Raw genomic sequence first — 21,099 nt, 5'->3', positions numbered from 1 at the left:
GATTAACTTTTGCCTGCTCTCAGCCTTCCCCGGCGGCGACGCATTCGGTCAGCGCATTTCTTCCGCCGGAGTGACGCCAAGAATAGCGAGACCAGATGAAATAACAACGCCAACCGCCCGGACCAGCGCAATTTTTCCTTGGCTTGTGACCGCGTCGCCATCCTGGATGAATCGCAGCGACATGTCGTCATTGCCGCGATTCCACAGCGAATGCAGGTCGGATGCCAGTTCATACAGGAAGAACGCCACGCGATGGGGCTCGTGCGCGCGGGCCGCGTTCTCGACCAGGCGCGGCCATTCGGCGACCTTGCGGGCCAGTTCCAGCTCGGCCGGGTGGGACAGGACGGACAGATCGGCATCCGCCAGGGTCGAATCGTCGACCGCGATCCCGGCCTCGGTCGCGCGGCGCAGCACGGAATGGACGCGGGCGCTGGCATACTGGACGTACCAGACCGGGTTGTCCTTGGACTGTTCCAGCACGCGGGCAAAGTCGAAATCCAGCGCCGCGTCGTTCTTGCGCGTCAGCATGATGAAGCGCGTGACGTCGGCCCCCGCCTCCTCGACCACGTCGCGCAGGGTCACGAAGGTGCCGGCTCGCTTGGACATCTTGAACGGCTCGCCGTTCTTGTACAGCTTGACCAGCTGGATCAGCTTGACGTCCAGCGGCACGCGGCCGTTCGACAGCGCCTTGACCGCCGCGTTCATCCGCTTGACATAGCCGCCGTGATCGGCGCCGAAGACGTCGATCAGCTGATCGAAGCCGCGGTCGATCTTGTCCCAGTGATAGGCGATGTCGGGCGCGAAATAGGTCCATGCCCCGTCCGACTTCTGGATCGGCCGGTCCACATCGTCGCCATGCGCGCTGGAGCGGAACAGCAGCTGCTCGCGCGCCTCCCAGTCCTCGGGCAGCTTGCCTTTCGGCGGCTCCAGCACGCCGCGATAGATCAGGCCCTGCGTGTCTAGGCGCGCGATCGCATCCTCGATCCGCCCGGTGCCGTACAGCGCCTTCTCGCTGGAATAGACGTCCATCTCGACGCCCAGGATCGCCAGGTCGCCGCGGATCTGCTCCATCATCGCCTGCGTCGCGAATTCGCGGATCTCCTCCAGCCATTCGGCCTCGGGGCGGTCCAGCAGGCTGTCGCCGTACCTGGCCTTCAGCGCCCCTCCGACGGGGATCAGATAGTCGCCGGGATACAGCCCCTCGCGGATCTCGGGCTCCAGCCCGTTCGCCTCGCGATAGCGCTCGTATGCCGAGCGGGCCAGCACGTCGACCTGCGCGCCGCCGTCATTGATATAGTATTCGCGCGTGACGTCATGGCCGGAGAATGCCAGCAGCCGCGCCAGCGCGTCGCCGAAGACCGCGCCGCGGACATGGCCCACATGCATCGGACCGGTGGGGTTGGCGCTGACGAACTCGACGTTGACCTTGGCATTCGCCCCAAGGTCGGATCGCCCGAATTCGGTGCCCGCCTGCAGGGCCGACCGGATCACGCCCTGCCAGACCACCGGCGACAGGCGCAGGTTCAGGAAACCGGGGCCCGCGACCTCGGCCGCGCTGATGCGGGGGTCGGTCAGGCGCGCGGCCAGGCGGTCGGCGATCTCGCGCGGCTTCATGCCAGCGGGCTTGGCCAGCACCATCGCGGCATTGGTGGCCATGTCGCCATGCGCCGGGTCGCGGGGCGGTTCGACCGTGACATTGGCGGTATCCAGGCCTGCGGGCAGCTCTCCTGCGGCGGCCATCTGGTCCAGCGCCTCGACGACGACGCCGCGCAAATCGGTGAAAAGGTTCATCATGGGCTTCCTGATTGACCCCCGGGGGTTACCCTTTCGGACGGGGAGAGGTCAACCGAAAGCCCCGCGCCACCGCCCCGCCGGCGGGACGGACGACGCAAAAGATTGACGCGGCAGCGCCTTTGGTCTACGCGATGCGGGCCTGCATCCGGCAGGCATCAAGGCGGGGCGTCCGTGTTTGCGTCCCAACTTAGCCGCCACTGCGCCAGACGGGCGCGCGGCTTGGAACGCATCGCGCCAGAACGGGCGCGGCTTAATGGAAAGCCCCGAATGACCAAGTTCTCTGATCTGAAGCTGGACCCCAAAGTGCTGCAGGCCGTGCTGGAAGCCGGCTACGAGACGCCGACGCCCATCCAGCAGGGGGCGATCCCGCCCGCCCTGGAAGGCCGCGACGTGCTGGGGATCGCGCAGACCGGAACCGGCAAGACCGCCAGCTTCACCCTGCCGATGATCACGCTGCTGGGCCGTGGCCGGGCCCGCGCCCGCATGCCGCGCAGCCTGGTGCTGTGCCCAACGCGTGAACTGGCCGCCCAGGTGGCCGAGAATTTCGACACCTATGCCAAGCACACCCGCCTTACCAAGGCGCTGCTGATCGGCGGCGTCAGCTTCGGCGAACAGGACAAGCTGATCGATCGCGGCGTGGACGTGCTGATCGCCACCCCGGGCCGCCTGCTGGACCATGTCGAGCGTGGCAAGCTGCTGCTGACCGGCGTTCAGATCATGGTCGTGGACGAGGCCGACCGCATGCTGGACATGGGCTTCATCCCCGATATCGAGCGCATCTTCCAGCTGACGCCCTTCACCCGCCAGACGCTGTTCTTCAGCGCCACCATGGCCCCCGAGATCGAGCGGATCACCAACACCTTCCTGCACTCGCCCGAACGGGTCGAGGTCGCGCGCCAGGCCTCGGCCAGCGAGACGATCACGCAGCGCCTGATCCAGCTGACCCCCACCCGCCGCGACATGGCCGCCAAGCAGAAGCGCGATCTGCTGCGCGCCCTGATCGACGCCGAGGGCGAGGGGCTGACCAACGCCATCGTCTTCTGCAACCGCAAGACGGACGTCGACATCGTCGCCAAGTCGCTGGCGAAATACGGATACGACGCGGCCCCGATCCACGGCGACCTGGACCAGAGCCAGCGGACCCGCACGCTGGAATCGTTCCGCGACGGCAAGCTGCGCCTGCTGATCGCGTCCGACGTCGCGGCGCGCGGCCTGGATATCCCGGCGGTCAGCCACGTCTTCAACTATGACCTGCCCAGCCATGCCGAGGACTATGTCCACCGCATCGGGCGCACCGGCCGCGCGGGCCGTCTTGGCACCTCGATCAGCATCGCCGTGCCGTCCGACGACAAGTATCTGGCCGCGATCGAGCAGTTGCTGAAATCCTCGCTGCCGCGGGTCGAGGCGCCGGCAGGATTTGCCGGTGGCGACGCACCTGCACGCGACGACCGCAAGGCCGAAGGCAACGCCACGGAGGATCGCAAGGGCGGATCGCGTGAACGCGGCCGTCGCCGCCGTCGCGACGAACCCCGCCCCGAGGCGGAAGCCGCAGCGCCGCCCGCACCCGTCGCGACCGCAGCCGAACCGGAGGCCCGCATGGAGCCCAAAGCGCAGCCTGAACCCCGCCCCGAACCCGAAGCACGCGCCGAGCAGCCGCGCCGCGAGGAGACCCGCAAGGACGAACGCCGCGAGGATCGTCGTGACGACCGCCGCGGCGACCGCCGGGATGACCGTCGCGACGGACGCCGTGGTCGCGATCAGGACCACCGCGGGTCGCAGGTGATGGGCATGGGCGATCACATCCCCCAGTTCATGCTGGTCGAACTGCGCAGCGTCGGCCTGTCGGACGACGCCCCGACCGAAACCGTGGCAGAGGCCCCCGCCGCCGATCCCGCCCCCAAGCCCGCACGCCGGTCGCGCGGCCGCGGTCGCGGCAAGGCGCAGGCCGAGACGGCGACCGAAGCCCCTGTCGAAGCCCAACCCCAGGCCATGCAGCCCGAGAGCGCGCCGGCCGACGCCGTGCAGGACGCGCAGCCCGTAGCTGAAGCGCCAATTCAGGCAGAGGCACCGGCGGTCGAACCCGCTGCGGAACCCAAGCCCAAGCGCACCCGCGGCCGCAAGAAGGTCGAGACGGCCGAAACCGACGCCCCCGCCGTCGAGCCGGTCGAGGAGACAGCGCCCAAGCCCAAGCGGACGCGCAGCCGCAAGCCCGCCACCGATGCGGCAGAGGCGCCCGCCGAAGCCTCGGTCGATGCGCCCAAGCCCACCCGTCGCCGCAAGGCCGCGACCGCCGATGCGCCCGCCGCCGATGCCGCGACGGACACGCCGGAAAAGCCCAAGCGTACCCGCCGCAAGAAGGCCGACGCCGACGCGCAGCCCAAGGACGCTGACGCGCAGGCCTGATGCGCCGCACGCCTCGCCCGCTATCCCGACTGCGCGGGGGCCGTCCGCCCCTGCGCAGTCTTCTGCCCGATCTGGCCCTGGGCCTGATCGCCGCCCTGGGCCTTGCGCCCCTGGGCATCTGGGCCGCGACGCCGCTGGCGATGGCCGCGCTGATCTGGCGGCTGTCCCCCCTGCCCGCCGCCGCCGTGTTCTGGCACGTGCTGGCCGCGGGCTTTGGCTGGTTCGCCCTGTCGCTGTCCTGGATCACCGAACCCTTCCTGGTCGACATTGCCCGCCACGGCTGGATGGCGCCCTTTGCGCTGATCCTGATGGCGCTTGGGGGTGCCCTGTTCTGGGCGGTGCCGGCCGGCGCGGCCGCGCGTCTGGCCCGTGATCCCGCTGCGCAGGCCACGGCGATCGCTGCGGCACTGGTCCTGTCGGACTGGCTGCGGGGCTGGATCTTCACCGGCTTCCCCTGGGCCCAGATCGGCCACGCATGGATCGACACGCCCGTCGCCCAGATGGCCGCGTGGACCGGGGCCCTGGGCCTTGGCACGCTGACGATGGCGCTGGCCGCAGTGCCGGTCCTGTTGCGCGCGCGTGCGGTGATGGCGACAGCCCTGGCCGCGGCCCTGCTGGCAGGTCCGTGGATCGCGGGGACGATGCGGCTGGCCGCGCCGATGCCCGCCGACCGGCCCGTGACCCTGCGGATCGTGCAGCCCGATGCAGCGCAGCACCTGAAGTGGGACCCCGAATGGTCCACGGTCTTCTTCCAGCGCCTGCTGGACCTGTCCGCCGAACCCGGCCCCCGCGATCTTGTCATCTGGCCCGAGACGGCCGTGAACTTCCTGCTGGAGGATGCCGACGCGGTCCTGCCGATGATGTCCCAGGCCGCGGGCGCGCCCCTGGTCATGGGCATCCAGCGCCGCGAAGGCACCCGCTTCTTCAACAGCCTTGCGACCATCGTGCCGGGCGGACAGATCACCCAGGTCTATGACAAGTTCCATCTCGTGCCGTTCGGCGAATACGTCCCCTGGGGCGACGCGCTGGCCCATCTGGGCATCGGCGCCTTTGCCGCGCGGCAGGGCAACGGCTATTCCGCCGGTCCCGGACCGCAGATCATGTCCGCGCCGGGCGTTCCCGACTTTCAGCCGCTGATCTGCTATGAGGCGATCTTTCCCCAGCACCTCCGCCATCTGGACCAGCGCCCCGGCTGGCTGCTGCAGGCCACCAACGACGCATGGTTCGGCACCTTGTCGGGCCCGTACCAGCATCTGGACCAAGCCCGCCTGCGCGCGATCGAGACGGGGCTGCCGCTGGTGCGCGCCGCGAATACGGGGGTCAGCGCGGTGGTGGACGCCCGCGGGCGCATCCTGGCCAGCCTGCCCCTGAACCAGCCCGGCAAGATCGACGCGGCGCTGCCCGGCGCGCTTCCTGCGACGCCGTGGCTGGCGGTCGGGAACGTGCCGGTCGTGACGCTGCTGCTGCTGGTTCTGGGCCTGGCCCTGTGGCCGCGCCGCCGAGGGCGCGCGGCCTGACGCTGTCCGCCTGGCGACCCTAGTCGCGGATGAATCGGCTTTCCTTGATCTGATCCCAGGCCCAGACCACCTCGGACAGGCGATCCTCGTCGGAACGGTCGCCGCCGTTCATGTCGGGGTGCAGGTCCTTGACCAGCGACTTGTACTGCTTGCGGATCTCGGCGCGGGTCCAGTGATCCTTGGCCTCCAGGATGTCCAGGGCGCGGCGTTCGGTGGGCGGCAGCTTGCGCGCGCTGGACTGCGCGCGCGACTCCGGTGCGGTGCCGTTCGCGCCCAGGATCTCCAACGGGTCGCTGACGCCGTGGCGCGCCCACTTGTCCTCGGCCGCGGCGCGACCGAAGGGCTTGGTGGGGCGTTCCCAGACCGTCGCATTGTCGATGAACTGCTGGAACTCCTCCTCGGACTGGCCCTGGAAGTAGTTCCAGTTCGCGTTGTAATCGCGGACGTGCTCTTTGCAGAACCAGAAATAGTCGTCCAGGTTGCGCGGGTTCTTGGGCGCGCGATACTGGCCCGGCTCGTCGCATCCCTCGCGCTCGCAGGTGCGGGTCGAGGTCTCGAACGCCCCCGACATGCCGCGCCGCCCTTTGGTCTTGCGCTTCTTGTCCTTGGCGGCGGAAATGTCGAAACCGAACGGGTCGTTCTTGCTCATCCTGGGGCACCTTTGCGACTCAAGGCGGGCAGTTTAGGCTATCTGACGGGACATGAAACCCCTTGACGGAAAGGATATGCGGATGATCGCGGACCAGATGACCGAACGACTGGCAGCCCTGCAGCCCACGACCCTGCAGGTGCTGGACGAAAGCGAGGATCATCGCGGCCATGCAGGCTTTCGCGACGGGGGCGAAAGCCATTTCCGCATCCGCATGGCCAGCCCGGCCTTTGCCGGGCTGACGCGGATCCAGCAGCACCGCCTGGTCCATGCGACCCTGGGCGACATCGTGCCGCGGATCCACGCGCTGGCGCTGGAACTGTCGGAAAGCCCGGACCGTTAGCGCCGTCAGGCTTGCTGCCCCCTGCCCCGCCCCCTAGAAAGCCCCCAACCTGCAGCACGAAGGGATGAGGGACATGACCGCGCCGAAGGATTTCAACGACAGGATGCTGTCCCTGGGCCTGGCCCGCGTCAGCGAGGCGGCGGCCCATGCCTCGGCCCGGCTGATCGGCCGCGGCGACGAGAAGGCCGCCGACCAGGCCGCGGTGAACGCGATGCGCGACCAGCTGAACATGCTGGACATCAAGGGCGTCGTCGTCATCGGCGAGGGCGAGCGCGACGAGGCGCCGATGCTGTTCATCGGCGAGGAGGTCGGCACCGGCGAAGGCCCCGAGGTGGACATCGCGCTGGACCCGCTGGAAGGCACCACCCTGACCGCCAAGGACATGCCGAACGCGCTGACCGTCATCGCGATGGCGCCGCGCGGCACGCTGCTGCACGCACCCGACGTCTATATGGACAAGCTGGCCGTGGGGCCGGGCTATCCCAAGGACGTCGTCAGCCTGGACATGAGCCCGGCCGAACGCGTGCGCGCCCTGGCCCGCGCCCGCGGCTGCGAGGACGGAGACATCACCGTCTGCATCCTGGAGCGTCCGCGCCATGAGGAGATGATCGCCGAGGTTCGCCAGACCGGCGCCGCGATCCGCCTGATCACCGACGGCGACGTGGCCGGCGTGATCCACTGCGCCGAGGCCGAGCTGACCGGCATCGACATGTACATGGGTTCGGGCGGCGCGCCCGAGGGCGTCCTGGCCGCGGCGGCGCTGAAATGCATGGGCGGGCAGATGTGGGGCCGCCTGATGTTCCGCAACGACGACGAACGCGGACGCGCGAAGAAGGCCGGGATCACCGACCTGGACCGCATCTATGCCCGCGACGACCTGGTCACCGACGACGTGATCTTTGCCGCGACCGGCGTCACCGACGGCTCTATCGTCGCCGGCGTCAAGCGCGAGCCGGGATACCTGACGACCGAGACCATCCTGATGCGGTCCAAGACCGGATCGGTGCGGCGCATGACCTATCGCAACCCGGTGAAGTGAGGTAAGGGGGGCCCCGCGCCCCCCTGTCCCGTCCCGGGACGACCCCGGGGCCCTTGGACAAAGAAGACACATGACGGCATTTCTGGGCATCGACAGCTCGTTGACCGGGCGGCGGTGGATCGGACCGCCCGCCGATCTGGAACGGCTGGCCGAAGGGCTGGCCCAGCAGGCGGCCCTGCCCCTGCCGGTGGCCCGCGTGCTGGCCGAACGCGGCGTGCCGCCCGCCGAGGCGGCCGGGTTCCTAGCGCCCAAGCTGCGCGACCTGCTGCCCGACCCGCTGACCCTGCGCGACATGGACGTCGCCGCCGAACGGCTGGTCGATGCCGCCGTCAACGGCCAGCGCATCGCGATCTTTGCCGATTACGACGTCGACGGCGGATCGTCGGCCGCCCTGCTGATCGACTGGCTGCACCAGCACGGGCGTCAGGCGACGCTTTATATCCCCGACCGGATCGACGAGGGCTATGGCCCCAACGTCCCCGCCATGACCGCGCTGGCGGCGGCGCATGACCTGATCGTCTGCGTCGACTGCGGGACGCTGTCCCATGACGCGCTGGCCGCCGCCGCGGGCTGCGACGTGATCGTCCTGGACCACCACCTGGGCGGAGAGACCCTGCCCCCCGCGCTGGCCGTCGTGAACCCCAACCGCATGGATGAGGACGGCGCCCTGGGCCATCTGTGCGCCGCGGGCGTGGTGTTCCTGACGCTGGTTCAGGCCGGTCGCGTGCTGCGCCAGCGGGGCCTGCCGCAGCCCGACCTGATGGCGATGCTGGATCTGGTCGCGCTGGCCACGGTCGCCGATGTCGCGCCGCTGGTCGGTGTCAACCGCGCGTTTGTTCGCCAGGGGCTGGCCGTGATGGCGCGCAGGCAGCGGGCGGGTCTGGTCGCGCTGTCCGACATCGCCCGGCTGGACGGCGCGCCAAGCGCGTTCCACCTGGGCTTCCTGCTGGGTCCGCGCATCAATGCGGGTGGGCGCGTGGGTCGCGCCGATCTGGGCGCGCTGTGCCTGTCCTGCCGCGACGCGTCGCAGGCCGATCAGCTGGCCCGTCAGCTGGACGCGCTGAACAGCGACCGCCGCGCGATAGAGGCCGCCGTCCGCCTCGAGGCCCTGTCCCAGGTCGAGGCGCGGGGCGATGCGCGCCTGTCCTGGGCCGCGGGCGCGGGCTGGCATCCGGGCGTGGTCGGCATCGTCGCCGCCCGCGTCAAGGAGGCGACCGATCTGCCATCCGTGGTGATCGGTGTCGATCACGGCATCGGCAAGGGCAGCGCCCGGTCGGTCCCCGGCGTCGATCTGGGCCGTGCGATCCAGCGTCTTGCGCATGAGGGTCTGCTGCTGAAGGGCGGCGGGCATACCATGGCCGCAGGCCTGACCGTCGAGGAGGGAAAGATCCCCGCCGCGATGGACCGCTTGGCCGAGCTGATCGCCCGCGATCTGGCGGGCCGCACCGGGTCGGGCGACCTGCGCATTTCGGGCCTCCTGGAGCCGTCGGGTGCCACCGCGCCCATGTACCGCATGCTGGAGGATGCCGGTCCCTTCGGGCAGGCCGCCCCCGCACCGCGCTTTGCCTTTTCCGACCAGCTGATCGACAGCGCCGCCACCATGGGCGACCGCCACCTGCGCCTGCAGTTCCGCAGCCCCGGCAGCCCCCCGATGGAGGCCGTGGCCTGGGGCGCGATGGACGGCCCGCTTGGTCCCGGCCTGATCGGCGCCAAGGGGCGGCGGTTCCACCTGGCCGGCAAGCTGGAGCTGTCGACCTGGGGCGGGCGGGAACGCCTGCGCCTGCGCCTGGACGATGCGGCACCCGCGACCGGCAACCTTTGACCCCGCCGGGGGTTCTGGTCACGACCGGACGCGGCCGCTAACCTGCCGCGACAGCGCGAAGGAGACCCCATGAAACTGACCTGGCTTGGCCATTCCGGCTTTCGTCTGCAGATCGAACAGGCCGTGATCCTGATCGACCCCTGGTTCAGCGGAAACCCCGTCTTTCCCGACGACCGGCGCGCCGAGGCCATCGACGGCGCCACGCATATCCTGATCACCCACGGCCATGGCGATCATACCGGCGACACGCTGGCCCTGGCCAAGGAGCTGAAGATCCCCGTCGTGGGCATCTTCGACCTGATCGGCCATTGGGAAAAGACCGACAAGATCGAGGGCATCGGCTTCAACAAGGGCGGCACGGTCGATCTGGGCGGCGCGCAGGTGACGATGGTCAACGCGACGCATTCCAGCTCGATCAGCGGGCCGGACGGACCGGTCTATGCGGGCCACGAATCGGGCTACATGATCGCGGGCGACGGGCATGTGATCTATGTCTCGGGCGACACCGACATCATGGCCGACATGGAATGGATGGGCGACCTGCACAAGCCAGACATCGGCATCCTGTGCGCGGGCGGGCATTTCACCATGGACATGTCGCGCGCGGCCTATGCGGCCAAGCGCTATTTCGACTTCAAGACCGTGATCCCCTGCCATTACAAGACCTTCCCCCTGCTGGAACAGTCGGCGCAGGTGCTGATTGACGCCCTGCCCGACGTCGTCGTGATCGAACCCAAGGTGATGGAGGCCATCGCGCTGTGAGCTTTCAGACCTTCGACGACCCGGCGGGCGGTGGCGATCATGCCGCCCGCCTGACCGCCCTCCGCCAGTTGATGGCCCGCGAACAGCTGGACGCGGTCATCGTGCCGCGGGCCGATGTGCATCAGGGCGAATACGTGGCCGATGCCGACGCCCGACTGGCCTGGCTGACCGGGTTCACCGGCAGCGCAGGATTCGCGATCGTGACGGCTGACCAGGCGGGCGTCTTCATCGACGGCCGCTATCGCGTGCAGGTGCGCAGCCAGATCGACCTTGGTCATTTCACCCCGGTGCCCTGGCCCGAGACGCGCCCCTCCGCCTGGCTGGCCGAGGCCTTGCCCCAGGGCGGGCGCGTGGGTTTCGACCCCTGGCTGCACACACGCAAGGAGATCGCCGGGATGGAGGGCGCGCTGACCGACACCGGCATCGCCCTGATCGCGCTGGACCACAATCCGGTCGACGCGATCTGGCGCAACCGCCCCGCCCCGCCCGTGGGTCCTGCCCGCATCCACCCCGACGCCATCGCCGGAGAGAGCGCGGCGCAGAAACGCGCCCGCCTGGCCACCGATCTCAAGGCGCAGGGGCAGGCAGCGGCGCTGTTGACGCTGCCCGACTCGATATCCTGGCTGCTAAACATCCGCGGCAGCGACCTGCCCAAGAACCCGGTGGTGCAATCCTTTGCGGTGCTGTCGGACAGCGGCGATCTTGCGCTGTTCGCGGACCCGGCCAAGTTCGACGCCGACCTGCGCGCGCATCTGGGCAATCATGTCCACATCCTGCCGCATGACGCGCTGGCTGCGGCGCTGACCGACCTCGAAGGCCCCGTTCGCCTCGATCCCGGCTCCGCGCCCGAGGCCGCGTTTCGCATCCTAGAGGCCGCGGGCACCACCGTCGTCGCAGGCCCCGATCCCGCCGTCCTGCCCAAGGCCCGCAAGAACGCGGCAGAGCTTTCGGGCATGCGCAGCGCCCATCACCGTGACGGGCTGGCCATGGTGCGCCTGTTGGCATGGCTAGACCGTCAGGACCCCGCCGCCCTGTCCGAGATCGACGTGGTCCGCCAACTGGAGGGGCTGCGCCGTGATCAGGGCATCCTCGACATCAGCTTCGACACGATCATGGGCGCCGGTCCGAACGGCGCCATCGTCCATTACCGCGTGACCGAAGCGACCAACCGTCGGTTGGCTGCGGGCGACCTGCTGCTGATCGATTCCGGCGGTCAATACGCCGACGGCACCACCGATATCACCCGCACCGTGCCCTTGGGCGATCTGCGCCCGGACGCGGTCGGGCCCTTCACCGCAGTGCTGCGCGGCATGATCGCCCTGTCGCGGGCGCGCTTTCCGACCGGCGTGACCGGGGGGCATCTGGACACCCTGGCGCGTCAGTTCCTGTGGTCGCAGGGTCTGGACTACGATCACGGCACCGGCCACGGCGTCGGCGCGGCACTTTGCGTGCATGAAGGCCCGGCGCGGATCAGCCGCGTCAGCGACGTGCCGCTGGAACCCGGCATGATCCTGTCGAACGAGCCCGGCTACTACCGCGAAGGCAGCTTCGGCATCCGGATCGAGAATCTGATCGTCGTGACCCAGGCCGATGCCGAACCGGGCCGCCAGATGCTGGGCTTCGACACGCTGACGCTATGCCCCATCGACCGCCGCCTGATCGACCGCGCTGCGCTGTCGGCCGACGATGTCGCCTGGCTGGACGCCTATCACGCCCAGGTTCGGATCAGCCTGTCGCCCGATCTTCAGGGGCAGGATCTGGACTGGCTGACGGCGGCGACCGAACCGCTCGGCCAGGTGTGACATCCGGGGGGTGCGGGGGGCAGGCAGCCCCCCGCGCCGCCGCGGGACGCAAACCTCACAACAGCGACAGGATGCGCGCCGCCTCGTCCCTGCACGGTGCCAGCGCGCCGCGATCCTCGCCTGGATGGAACCGCGCGCGGACGGCGGTCGGCATGGGCGCCGGCGAATCGATCAGCACCCGCGGGCCGGTCTGCACCGTCTCGGCCTGCCAGCTGCGCGCCAACGCGATCTGCGCGGCCTTGGACGCGCCGTAGGCGCCAAAGAACTTCTGCCCGCCCCGCGCATCGTCAAAGAACAGCGCCGTTCCCCGGCGCTGGCGCAGCAGCGGCTCCAGCATGGCGATCAGGCCGCGGGCGACCTCGACATTGACCAGCATCGACTTGGACCAGTCGCGCCCCTCGATATGGGGCGCCGGCGACATCGGCGCCGCATGAACCGCGCAATGCGCCCACAGGTCCAGCCCGCCCCACCGGCCGGCAATGGCCTGGGTCATCTGCTTCATCGCCTCGGGTTCGGTCACGTCCATCGGCGCCAGTGTCGCCTGGCCACCGGCCGCACGGATGCGGTCGTCCAGCTCCTCCAGCGCGCCCACGGTCCGCGCGACCGCCAGCACGTGATAGCCCTGCGCCGCCAGCCCCTCGGCCAGCGCCGCCCCAAGCCCCCGAGAGGCCCCCGTCACCAGCGCCAGCCGGGTGGCGCCTGTCTGTTCGATCTCGCTCATGTCCGGTCCCTTGCCACCGCGCGTCCCCCCGCGCAACCACGAAAAAGGGGCCCCCGAAGGGACCCCCATGCCTGACCTGCCAGGACGCTCAGCGCGCCTTCAGGTCCACATAGTCGCGGCGGTCGCTGCCGACATACAGCTGGCGCGGACGGCCGATCTTGTTCTGCGGATCGCCGATCATCTCTTTCCACTGCGCGATCCAGCCCACCGTGCGCGACAGCGCGAAGATCGGCGTGAACATCGACGTGGGGAAGCCCATCGCCTCCAGGATGATGCCCGAATAGAAATCGACGTTGGGGTACAGCTTCTTCTCGATGAAGTACTCGTCCTCAAGCGCGATCTTCTCCAGTTCCTTGGCAACCTGCAGCGTCGGGTTGTCGCCCACGCCCAGCAGGTCCAGGACCTCGTCGGCCGATTCCTTCATGACCGTCGCGCGCGGGTCGAAGTTCTTGTAGACCCGATGGCCGAACCCCATCAGCTTGAACGGGTCGGACTTGTCCTTGGCCTTGGCGATGTATTCCGGGATGCGGTCGACGGTGCCGATCTCGCGCAGCATCTCCAGGCAGGCCTGGTTGGCGCCGCCATGGGCGGGGCCCCACAGGCAGGCGATGCCCGCCGCGATGCAGGCAAACGGGTTCGCCCCCGACGATCCCGCCAGGCGCACGGTCGAGGTGGACGCGTTCTGCTCGTGATCCGCATGCAGGGTGAAGATGCGGTCCATGGCGCGGGCCAGGGCCGGGTTCACCTCGTATTTCTCGGCCGGGACCGAGAAGCACATGTTCAGGAAGTTCGACGCGTAATCCAGGTCGTTCTGCGGATAGACGAAGGGCTGGCCGATCGAATATTTATAGGCCATCGCCGCGATCGTGGGCAGCTTGGCGATCAGGCGGATCGCCGCGACCTCGCGCTGCCATTCGTCGTTCACGTCGGTCGAATCGTGATAGAAGGCGGACATGGCGCCCACGACGCCGACCATGGTCGCCATCGGATGCGCGTCGCGACGGAAGCCGCGGAAGAAGTTGTGCATCTGCTCATGCACCATCGTGTGGCGCGTGACGCGGGCGCGGAAATCGTCCATCTGCGCCTCGGTCGGCAGCTCGCCGTACAGCAGCAGATAGCAGACCTCCAGATAGCAGGACTTGGCGGCCAGCTGCTCGATCGGATAGCCGCGATACCACAGCTCGCCCTTGTCGCCGTCGATGAAGGTGATCGTCGAATCGCAGCTGGCGGTCGAGGTGAAGCCGGGGTCATAGGTGAACACGTCCGCCTGGCCATACAGCTTGCGGATGTCCAGAACGTCCGGGCCCTTGGTGGGCGACAGGATGGGCAGGTCATAGTCCTGCCCGTTCAGGTGCAGTTTAGCGGTCTTGTCGGCCATGCAAAGGCGTCCTTCCGGCTAAGGCCGGGCGGTCCGTCGTGTAAACCCGTCAGACAGCCCTGGCATGTGAGGGCAGGCTTCAGCCTGCCAAATCGGTCTGGTCCTGCAGCCGGGCCAGCGTTTCGTCGCGGCCAAGCGCAGTCATCATGTCGAACACACTGGGGGTGGCGCTCGTTCCGGCCAGGGCGGCGCGCAGCGGTGCCGCGATCTTGCCCAGTCCGACACCGTTTTCCGTGGCAACCTGCTGGGCCGCCTCCTCCAGATCGTCTCGGGTCCAGCTAGCATTCTGCACCGCAGCAGTCAATGATTTCAGCATACCACGGGATACCGTATCCAGGTTGCGCGCGGCCTTTTCCTCAACCGCAACAGGGCGTTCGATCATCGCGAACCGCGCCTGATCCAGCAGCCCAGGCAGGGTTTTCGCCTTTTCCTTCAATGCGCCCATCGCTGCCCGGATGCGGCTGCGCTGCGTGTCGGTCAGCGCAGCCGCGCCTGTTTCCGACAGGTAATCCTGCAGCGCGGCCAGGACCTGATCGTCCGGCATCCGCCCGATATGATGGCCGCTGACATGCTCCAGCTTCTTGAAGTCCAGGCGCGCGGGCGCGCGTCCGATCCCCTCCAGCCCGAACCACTCGCGGGCCTGGGCATCGTCGAACAGCTCGTCGTCGCCATGGCTCCAGCCAAGCCGCGCCAGATAGTTGCGCATGGCCGCCGGCGGATAGCCAAGCGCCGCGAATTCGTGAAGGCCGACCGCGCCGTGACGCTTGGACAGCTTCTTGCCGTCCTCGCCGTGGATCAGCGGGATATGGGCATAGGTCGGGCGCGGCCAGCCCATCGCGTCGATGATCTGGATCTGGCGCGCGGTGTTGGTCAGGTGGTCGTCGCCGCGGATCACATGGGTCACGCCCATGTCGTGATCGTCCACCACCACGGCCAGCATATAGGTGGGCGTCCCGTCGCTGCGCAGCAGCACCATGTCGTCCAGCTGGTCGTTGGCGACGCGCACCGCGCCCTGCACCTGATCGTCGATCACCGTCTCTCCGTCGCGCGGCGCCTTCAGGCGGATCACATAGGGCGCGTCGGGCAGGTCGGTCGCATCGCGCCACGGGCTGAGGAAGGGCTGGCGCGGGTTCGCCTCGCGCCAGGCCGCGATCTCGTCGGTGGTGGAGAAGCACTTGTAGGCCGTGCCCTGGTCCAGCATCTGGCGGGCGACCTCGGCGTGGCGGTCCTTGCGTTCGAACTGGCTGACGGGTTCGCCGTCCCAGTCCAGGCCCAGCCAGGTCAGGCCCTTCAGGATTGCCGCAGTGGCCTCGGGGGTCGAGCGGGCGCGGTCGGTATCCTCGATCCGCAACAGGAACTTGCCGCCCCGCCCCCGCGCGAACAGCCAGTTGAACAGCGCCGTCCGGGCGCCGCCCACATGCAGGTATCCGGTGGGAGAGGGGGCGAAACGGGTAACGATCTGGGTCATGGCGGCCTTCGGGCAGGGTCTGGCGCGGCACGGCGTTAACGCTTTGGTAAGCATCCCCGTGCCATCTTGCGGCCAAGTGATAGTCACCGGGTCGCGAAAGGACAAGGATGTTGCCCCAATCGGGGGCGGTCGCGCCCCCCCTGCCCCAGACCGCACCCCGCCCCGTGGCCGCCGCGCGCCCCGCCGCGGCGCTGCGCGCGGGACTGTTTCCCTGGGTGCCGGTCTGCCTGTCGGCCGGGATCGGGCTGTGGTTCCTGCATCCGACGCTGTTCGGCGCGGCCCATTGGACCGTGATGGCCTGCCTGCTGGCGCTGTCGCTGACCATCGCCCGCCACGCGCCCCTTTGGGCCGACCGAGGCCGGATCGGCTGGCCTCAGGCCGATGCCGTCCATCTGTCCGCACTGGCGCTGTCCTTCGTGATCGCCGGCACCGGCCTGGTCGCGTTCCGCGCCGCGCATGTCGCGGCCCCGGTCTTGGAATGGCGCTATTACGGCCCGGTCGAGGGGCGGGTGATCCAGATCGACCGGTCGGGGCGCGACCGGATGCGCCTGACGCTGGACGGGGTCGTGCTGCATGACCTGTCGCCCGACCGCACGCCCGCGCGGGTACGCCTGTCGCTGATGGGCGACGATGCATTGCCGCCCCTGGGCCAGCGGGTGATGCTGACCGGGCATCTGGGCCCGCCCCCGGCGCCGTCGTCCCCGGGCAGCTTCGATTTTCGGATGTTCGCATGGTTCGACGGCCTGGGCGCCGTCGGCTATTCGCGCACGCCGATCATGGCCGTGGCGCCGCCGCAGGGGGGCGTGTGGTGGGCGCACCGGGCGCGCATGTCGATCAGCGCCGCGATCCAGGACCGCATCGGCGGACAGGCCGGCGCGGTGGCCTCGGCCCTGATGACCGGCGACCGCTCCGGCATCGCCGAGGAGACGAACGAGGTGATGCGCGCCTCGAACCTCTACCACATCATCTCGATCTCGGGGCTGCACATGGGAATGCTGGCGGCCTTCGTCTATGGCGCGGTGCGCATGGTCCTGGTGGGGGTGCAGGGCGCAGGGATCGGCCTGGCGCGACCGATGCACAAATGGGCGGCCGGCATCGCGCTGGCGGCGGCGGCCGCCTATCTGTGGCTGTCCGGCGGCGGGGTCGCGACCGAACGGTCGTTCATCATGGTCGCCGTCATGCTGGGCGCGATCATCGCCGACCGGCGGGCGATTTCCCTGCGCACGGTCGCCCTGGCCGCGACCATCGTGCTGATCTATTCACCCGAAGCCGTCGTCAGCGCCGGCTTCCAGATGAGCTTTGCCGCCACCGTGGCCCTGATCCTGGTCTATGGCCCCTGGGCGCGGGTGTCCCCGCGCCTGCCATGGTGGCTGCGCGCGGTGGCGATGCTGATCGTGTCGTCGCTGATCGCCGCCGTGGCGACATCGCCCATTGCCGCGGCGCATTTCAACCGCATGGCGCAATACGGTCTGCTGGCGAACCTGCTGGCGGTGCCGGTCATGGGCACGCTGGTGATGCCCGCGGGCGTCATCGGCGCCGTCCTGGCCCTGGTCGGGCTGGAGGCGCCGGCCCTGTGGGTCATGGGCATCGGCACGGAATGGATGCTTTGGGTCGCGCGGTTCGTCGCCGATCTGGGCGGGGCGGTGACCGGTGTGGCCAAGCCGCCCGCCGCCGTGGTGCCGCTGATGGGCTTTGGCGCTGTGCTGGGCATCCTCTGCTGGCGCCCCGCGGCGCGGCGTGGGGTGCTGACGCAGGCAGGCTTCGTGCTGGCGATGACGCTGCTGATCGCCGCCGCCGCGCTGTGGATGACTGCCCGCCGCCCGCTGCTGCTGATCGCGCCGGAGGGCGAGGCCGTGGGCCTGATGACCCCCGAGGGCCGCGCCATCTCGAAACCCTCGGGCGGCGCCTTCGTCGTCTCGACCTGGCTGCAGGAGGACGGCGACATGGCCGACCAGGAAACCGCCGCCGCCCGCCCGGCCTGGACCGGCGACCGCCGCGACCGGCAGGCGGCCCTGTCCGGCGGCTGGCAGGTCTGGCACCTGACCGGAAAGGGGTCGGGGGCCCGCGCCGCCGCCGCCTGTCGTCCCGACCGCATCGTGGTCGCGACCGAACCCGTCGACATCGACGGCAAGCCGCGCTGCCTGCTGCTGGACCCGAAACGCCTCCGCCGCAGCGGCGCCGTCGCGATCCGCATGACCGCGGATGGACCGCAGGTCACCACGGGTCAACCGATGCGGCTGTCGCGATAGCACGGGCCCGCGGCCCGGGGCGCGATCGCGGCGCATGGTCGGCCAGACAGGTTCTTACGACCCGCAGGCGACCCCCGCGCCATGCGCAACCGCCGACAGGGTCGTCGTCAGGCCCGCGTCAGCCGCGCGACCAGATGCCGCGTCACCGGGGCCACCACCAGCACCGCCGGAAAGGCCACCGCCCAACTGGACAGCCAGTTCCCCATCCACAGCCCCGCGACCCCGTCAGACAGACCCACCGCCCGGACCGTGGCGATCCCCGACACCAGCGACGACATCAGCCCCGACAGGAAGAAGCCGAACAGGATCGGAGCATACCGCGCGGGTATCATCCGGCAATCTTTCCGAAACGCATCCCCGCCCCTCGCTCAGGCCAGTTCGGCAAAGACTTTGCCCAAGGCCTTGTCCAGCTTCTCGAACATCTCGTCCATCTGCGCGGGCGTCAGGATGAAGGGCGGGCACAGCACGATCGACTGCCCCAGGGGACGACAGATCAGGCCCATGTCGGTGCAGGTGTTGGCAATCCGCTCGCTGACCGACAGATGCCCCTCGAAGGGCGTCTTGGTCGCCTTGTCGCGCACCGCCTCCAGCGCCCACATGAAGCCCACGCCGCGATATTCGCCGATATTCGGGTTCTGCGCCAGCTGCCGCAGCCCGTCCTCGAACCGCGGCGCCAGGTCGATGACGTTCTGCGCCAACCCCTCGTTCATGACCACGTCGATGGCCTTCAGCGCGATGGCGCAGCCCACCGGATGCCCCGAGGCGGTGAAGCCGTGCGGGAATTCCTCGATCTTGTCGATGGCGGCCTGCAGGCGGTCGGTCAGCTCGGGGCCCAGGATCACCGCCCCCATCGGGAACAGCCCCGCCGTCAGATTCTTGGAGCTGATGATCGCGTCCGGCACGAAGTCGTAGGTGATCGAGCCCCAGGTGTTGCCCGTCCGCCCGAAGCCGCAGATGACCTCATCCGCGATCATCGGGATGCCGTGCTTTTTCAGCACCGGCAGGATCGCCTGGAAATACCCCTCGGAGGGCGGAATGACCCCGCCCGCGCCCTGCACGGGTTCCGCGAAAAAGCCCGCGATGGTGTCCGCGCCCTCGCGCTGGATCGTCTCGTCCAGCTCGCGCGCCAGGCGCTGCGTGAACGCCGCCTCGGTCTCTCCCTCCTCTCCGAACCGCCAGTAGTGCGGGCAGGTCAGGTGGATGAAGCCCGGCAGCGGCAGGCCGAACACCTCGTTATAGGGCTTGCCGGTCATGCTGGCCGACACGGCCGTCACCCCGTGATAGGCGTTCCAGCGCGTCAGGATCTTGCGCTTTTGCGGATTGCCCTCGCTGGCATGCATGAACCACAGCATCTTGACCATGGTGTCGTTCGCCTCGGAGCCCGAGTTCGTGTAGAAAACCTTGCCACGCGAAAACGGCGACACCTCGACCAGCTTCTCGGACAGCATCACGGTCTGGTCGGACATCCGCCCGAAGAACGCGTGATAGCCCGGAAAGCGGTCGTACTGATCCTTGGCGGCCTGGGCCAGGCCCTTGTGGTCAAAGCCCGCGACCATGTTCCACAGGCCCGAATTGGCATCCAGATAGCGGTTGCCGTTCACGTCGACGACATAGGGGCCCTCGCCATGGGTCAGGACGACGGCGCCGCGCTTGTGGACGCTTGGCAGGTCGGTGAAGCCGTACAGCGAGTATTCGTCGGCGCGTGCTTCCCAGCTTTGCGGGGTGGTCATGGTCGGTCTCCTTGCCGGATCTTGGGGGCAGGCTAGCCGGGCGCCGGGCGGCGTTCAATGGGGCACGCTTGTGCAGATCGTGCAACCGGGGCACAGTTCGCCCGAACCGCCGGAGGAGTTCCCATGAGACACCTGATGCTGGCCGCTGCCGCCACCCTGGCCTGCGCCGCCCCCGCCCTGTCCGAAAACCGCATCGACCTGATCCGCCCCGACGCGCCGGAACTGGCCGCGCGCGGCGCGCATCCGGTCGGCGTGCGCGCCGCCAGCTTCACCGACCCGGACCGCATCGACGTGATCGCGACCACCGCAACGGGCACGCCCCCCACCGCGGAACGCACCCTGCAGGCAGAGATCTGGTATCCCGCGGCCGACGGCACCGAACCCGGCACCACCTATGACACGATCCTGCGCGACGGGGTCACGCCCACCACCCTGTCCGGCAGCGCCGCCCGCGACGCGGCGCCGGCCGAGGGGTCGTTCCCGCTGGTCATCCTGTCGCACGGCTATCCCGGCAACCGCTATCTGATGAGCCACCTGGCCGAGAACCTGGCCTCCAAGGGATACGTCGTGGTCGCCGCAGACCATCCCGACAGCACGTACGACGACATGGGGGCGTTTGCCTCGACCCTGGTGAACCGGGCGGTGGACCAGCGGTTCCTGCTGGACAGCATGGCCGGGCTGGAGGACGAGATCGGCGCGATCACCGATGCCGACACGGCGGCCGTCGTGGGCTATTCCATGGGCGGATACGGCGCGATGATCTTTGGCGGCGCGGGCCTGTCGCAGACCGCCATCGACCGGACCGAGCCCGAACGCTTTATCCCGCCGCAGAAGCTGCTGTCCCGGCTGGCCGCGGGCAGCGAGGATCACGCCGCTTTGGTCGATCCGCGCGTCAAGGCCATCGTGGCCATCGCCCCCTGGGGCCGCCAGCACGAGTTCTGGGACGCGGACGGGCTGGCCGGCATGACCAAGCCGCTGCTGCTGGTCGCGGGCAGCGATGACGACGTGTCGATCTATGACGCGATCCGGCAGATCTTCGACCAGACGACCGCGGCGACACGGCACCTTCTGACCTTCGATCATGCCAACCACAACGCCGCCGCCCCGATCCCCGCCCCGGCCGAGGCCTGGGCCTTCTCGGAATCCCTGGGCCGCGCGCCCTTCGACCATTACGCCGATCCGGTCTGGGACAGCGTGCGGATGAACAACATCCTGCAGCATTTCACCACGGCCTTCCTGGACCAGCACCTGAAGGAAGAGGATCGCGGCGCCTTCCTGGACCTGGTGCCCGATGCCGAGGACGGGGTCTGGTCGGTCGATGACGCGGGCACGCCCGATGCGGCCCACAGCTATTGGCCAGGCTTTCCCGAGCGCAGCGCCAAGGGCCTGATGTTCGAAACCAAGAACGCCGGTCAGTAGGCC

At 69.1% G+C, this 21,099-nt stretch carries 15 protein-coding genes and 1 pseudogene; 9 read left to right on the top strand and 7 right to left on the bottom strand.

Going from position 1 to position 21,099, the window contains the following annotated elements; translation table 11 throughout:
* Positions 1 to 48: 48 nt before the first annotated feature.
* Entirely contained in the window at positions 49 to 1,791 is a 1,743-nt protein-coding gene (gene argS, locus PRL19_RS07640) for an arginine--tRNA ligase (RefSeq protein WP_273744479.1), read from the bottom strand.
* A gap of 270 nt (positions 1,792 to 2,061) precedes the next feature.
* Between argS and PRL19_RS07635 the strand changes: the two are divergent.
* Together PRL19_RS07635 and lnt are read left to right on the top strand one after the other, a co-directional pair.
* Positions 2,062 to 3,639, top strand: a pseudogene (locus tag PRL19_RS07635) (DEAD/DEAH box helicase); the annotation flags it as partial.
* Between the two features lie 557 nt (positions 3,640 to 4,196).
* Entirely contained in the window at positions 4,197 to 5,714 is a 1,518-nt protein-coding gene (gene lnt, locus PRL19_RS07630; protein WP_273744414.1) for an apolipoprotein N-acyltransferase, read from the top strand.
* 19 nt (positions 5,715 to 5,733) lie between these two features.
* On the opposite strand, the gene PRL19_RS07625 is transcribed toward lnt, so the two are convergent.
* Positions 5,734 to 6,363 carry a J domain-containing protein gene (locus PRL19_RS07625; protein WP_046000058.1) on the bottom strand — a complete coding sequence of 210 codons (630 nt, stop codon included), beginning with the start codon at positions 6,361 to 6,363 and terminating at the stop codon, positions 5,734 to 5,736.
* A gap of 82 nt (positions 6,364 to 6,445) precedes the next feature.
* Here PRL19_RS07625 and PRL19_RS07620 point away from each other — a divergent pair, with 82 nt between their 5' ends.
* From PRL19_RS07620 to PRL19_RS07600, 5 genes are all read left to right on the top strand, one after another.
* Entirely contained in the window at positions 6,446 to 6,706 is a 261-nt protein-coding gene (locus PRL19_RS07620) for a BolA family protein (RefSeq protein ID WP_045981785.1), read from the top strand.
* A gap of 73 nt (positions 6,707 to 6,779) precedes the next feature.
* Complete coding sequence (gene glpX, locus PRL19_RS07615; RefSeq protein ID WP_046000057.1) at positions 6,780 to 7,745, top strand: class II fructose-bisphosphatase; 966 nt, start codon at positions 6,780 to 6,782, stop codon at positions 7,743 to 7,745.
* 70 nt (positions 7,746 to 7,815) lie between these two features.
* Complete coding sequence (recJ, locus tag PRL19_RS07610; protein ID WP_273744413.1) at positions 7,816 to 9,567, top strand: single-stranded-DNA-specific exonuclease RecJ; 1,752 nt, start codon at positions 7,816 to 7,818, stop codon at positions 9,565 to 9,567.
* Between the two features lie 69 nt (positions 9,568 to 9,636).
* Entirely contained in the window at positions 9,637 to 10,329 is a 693-nt protein-coding gene (locus PRL19_RS07605) for a metal-dependent hydrolase (protein WP_273744412.1), read from the top strand.
* On the top strand, positions 10,326 to 12,131 hold the full coding sequence (locus tag PRL19_RS07600; RefSeq protein WP_273744411.1) for an aminopeptidase P family protein: 1,806 nt from the start codon (positions 10,326 to 10,328) through the stop codon (positions 12,129 to 12,131). Before PRL19_RS07605 ends, PRL19_RS07600 begins: the two co-directional genes overlap by 4 nt.
* 55 nt (positions 12,132 to 12,186) lie before the next feature.
* On the opposite strand, the gene PRL19_RS07595 is transcribed toward PRL19_RS07600, so the two are convergent.
* The 3 genes from PRL19_RS07595 to gltX form a co-directional block, all read right to left on the bottom strand.
* Positions 12,187 to 12,852, bottom strand: a complete 666-nt coding sequence (locus tag PRL19_RS07595; RefSeq protein WP_045981780.1) for an SDR family NAD(P)-dependent oxidoreductase — start codon at positions 12,850 to 12,852, stop codon at positions 12,187 to 12,189.
* Positions 12,853 to 12,940: 88 nt separating this feature from the next.
* Positions 12,941 to 14,230, bottom strand: a complete 1,290-nt coding sequence (locus PRL19_RS07590) for a citrate synthase (protein ID WP_045981779.1) — start codon at positions 14,228 to 14,230, stop codon at positions 12,941 to 12,943.
* 79 nt (positions 14,231 to 14,309) lie between these two features.
* Positions 14,310 to 15,698 carry a glutamate--tRNA ligase gene (gene gltX / locus PRL19_RS07585; RefSeq protein ID WP_273744410.1) on the bottom strand — a complete coding sequence of 463 codons (1,389 nt, stop codon included), beginning with the start codon at positions 15,696 to 15,698 and terminating at the stop codon, positions 14,310 to 14,312.
* A 107-nt stretch (positions 15,699 to 15,805) separates the two neighbouring features.
* Between gltX and PRL19_RS07580 the strand changes: the two genes are divergently transcribed.
* Positions 15,806 to 17,947, top strand: coding sequence for a ComEC/Rec2 family competence protein (locus PRL19_RS07580; protein WP_273744409.1), 2,142 nt, complete (start codon positions 15,806 to 15,808; stop codon positions 17,945 to 17,947).
* 107 nt (positions 17,948 to 18,054) lie between these two features.
* Here PRL19_RS07580 and PRL19_RS07575 read toward each other — a convergent pair whose 3' ends face one another.
* Together PRL19_RS07575 and PRL19_RS07570 are read right to left on the bottom strand one after the other, a co-directional pair.
* Positions 18,055 to 18,279 (bottom strand): DUF2798 domain-containing protein, encoded by a 225-nt coding sequence (locus PRL19_RS07575; RefSeq protein WP_139598486.1) that lies wholly within the window; start codon positions 18,277 to 18,279, stop codon positions 18,055 to 18,057.
* A 36-nt stretch (positions 18,280 to 18,315) separates the two neighbouring features.
* Positions 18,316 to 19,677, bottom strand: coding sequence for an aminotransferase (locus PRL19_RS07570; protein ID WP_273744408.1), 1,362 nt, complete (start codon positions 19,675 to 19,677; stop codon positions 18,316 to 18,318).
* Between the two features lie 123 nt (positions 19,678 to 19,800).
* Here PRL19_RS07570 and PRL19_RS07565 point away from each other — a divergent pair, with 123 nt between their 5' ends.
* Entirely contained in the window at positions 19,801 to 21,096 is a 1,296-nt protein-coding gene (locus PRL19_RS07565; RefSeq protein ID WP_273744407.1) for an alpha/beta hydrolase family protein, read from the top strand.
* The last annotated feature ends 3 nt before the right edge of the window (positions 21,097 to 21,099 follow it).

Origin of the sequence: Paracoccus marcusii, from assembly GCF_028621715.1 — a bacterium.
GTDB lineage: Bacteria > Pseudomonadota > Alphaproteobacteria > Rhodobacterales > Rhodobacteraceae > Paracoccus > Paracoccus marcusii.
This window is presented reverse-complemented; position numbering and strand designations above follow the sequence as displayed.

What these genes read in the sequence shown, in the direction of transcription:
- argS (WP_273744479.1), bottom strand. Translation starts at nt 1,791, where the DNA reads ATGAACCTTTTCACCGATTTGCGCGGCGTCGTCGTCGAGGCGCTGGAC.
- lnt (WP_273744414.1), top strand. Translation starts at nt 4,197, where the DNA reads ATGCGCCGCACGCCTCGCCCGCTATCCCGACTGCGCGGGGGCCGTCCG.
- PRL19_RS07625 (WP_046000058.1), bottom strand. Translation starts at nt 6,363, where the DNA reads ATGAGCAAGAACGACCCGTTCGGTTTCGACATTTCCGCCGCCAAGGAC.
- PRL19_RS07620 (WP_045981785.1), top strand. Translation starts at nt 6,446, where the DNA reads ATGATCGCGGACCAGATGACCGAACGACTGGCAGCCCTGCAGCCCACG.
- glpX (WP_046000057.1), top strand. Translation starts at nt 6,780, where the DNA reads ATGACCGCGCCGAAGGATTTCAACGACAGGATGCTGTCCCTGGGCCTG.
- recJ (WP_273744413.1), top strand. Translation starts at nt 7,816, where the DNA reads ATGACGGCATTTCTGGGCATCGACAGCTCGTTGACCGGGCGGCGGTGG.
- PRL19_RS07605 (WP_273744412.1), top strand. Translation starts at nt 9,637, where the DNA reads ATGAAACTGACCTGGCTTGGCCATTCCGGCTTTCGTCTGCAGATCGAA.
- PRL19_RS07595 (WP_045981780.1), bottom strand. Translation starts at nt 12,852, where the DNA reads ATGAGCGAGATCGAACAGACAGGCGCCACCCGGCTGGCGCTGGTGACG.
- PRL19_RS07590 (WP_045981779.1), bottom strand. Translation starts at nt 14,230, where the DNA reads ATGGCCGACAAGACCGCTAAACTGCACCTGAACGGGCAGGACTATGAC.
- gltX (WP_273744410.1), bottom strand. Translation starts at nt 15,698, where the DNA reads ATGACCCAGATCGTTACCCGTTTCGCCCCCTCTCCCACCGGATACCTG.
- PRL19_RS07580 (WP_273744409.1), top strand. Translation starts at nt 15,806, where the DNA reads ATGTTGCCCCAATCGGGGGCGGTCGCGCCCCCCCTGCCCCAGACCGCA.
- PRL19_RS07575 (WP_139598486.1), bottom strand. Translation starts at nt 18,279, where the DNA reads ATGATACCCGCGCGGTATGCTCCGATCCTGTTCGGCTTCTTCCTGTCG.
- PRL19_RS07570 (WP_273744408.1), bottom strand. Translation starts at nt 19,677, where the DNA reads ATGACCACCCCGCAAAGCTGGGAAGCACGCGCCGACGAATACTCGCTG.
- PRL19_RS07565 (WP_273744407.1), top strand. Translation starts at nt 19,801, where the DNA reads ATGAGACACCTGATGCTGGCCGCTGCCGCCACCCTGGCCTGCGCCGCC.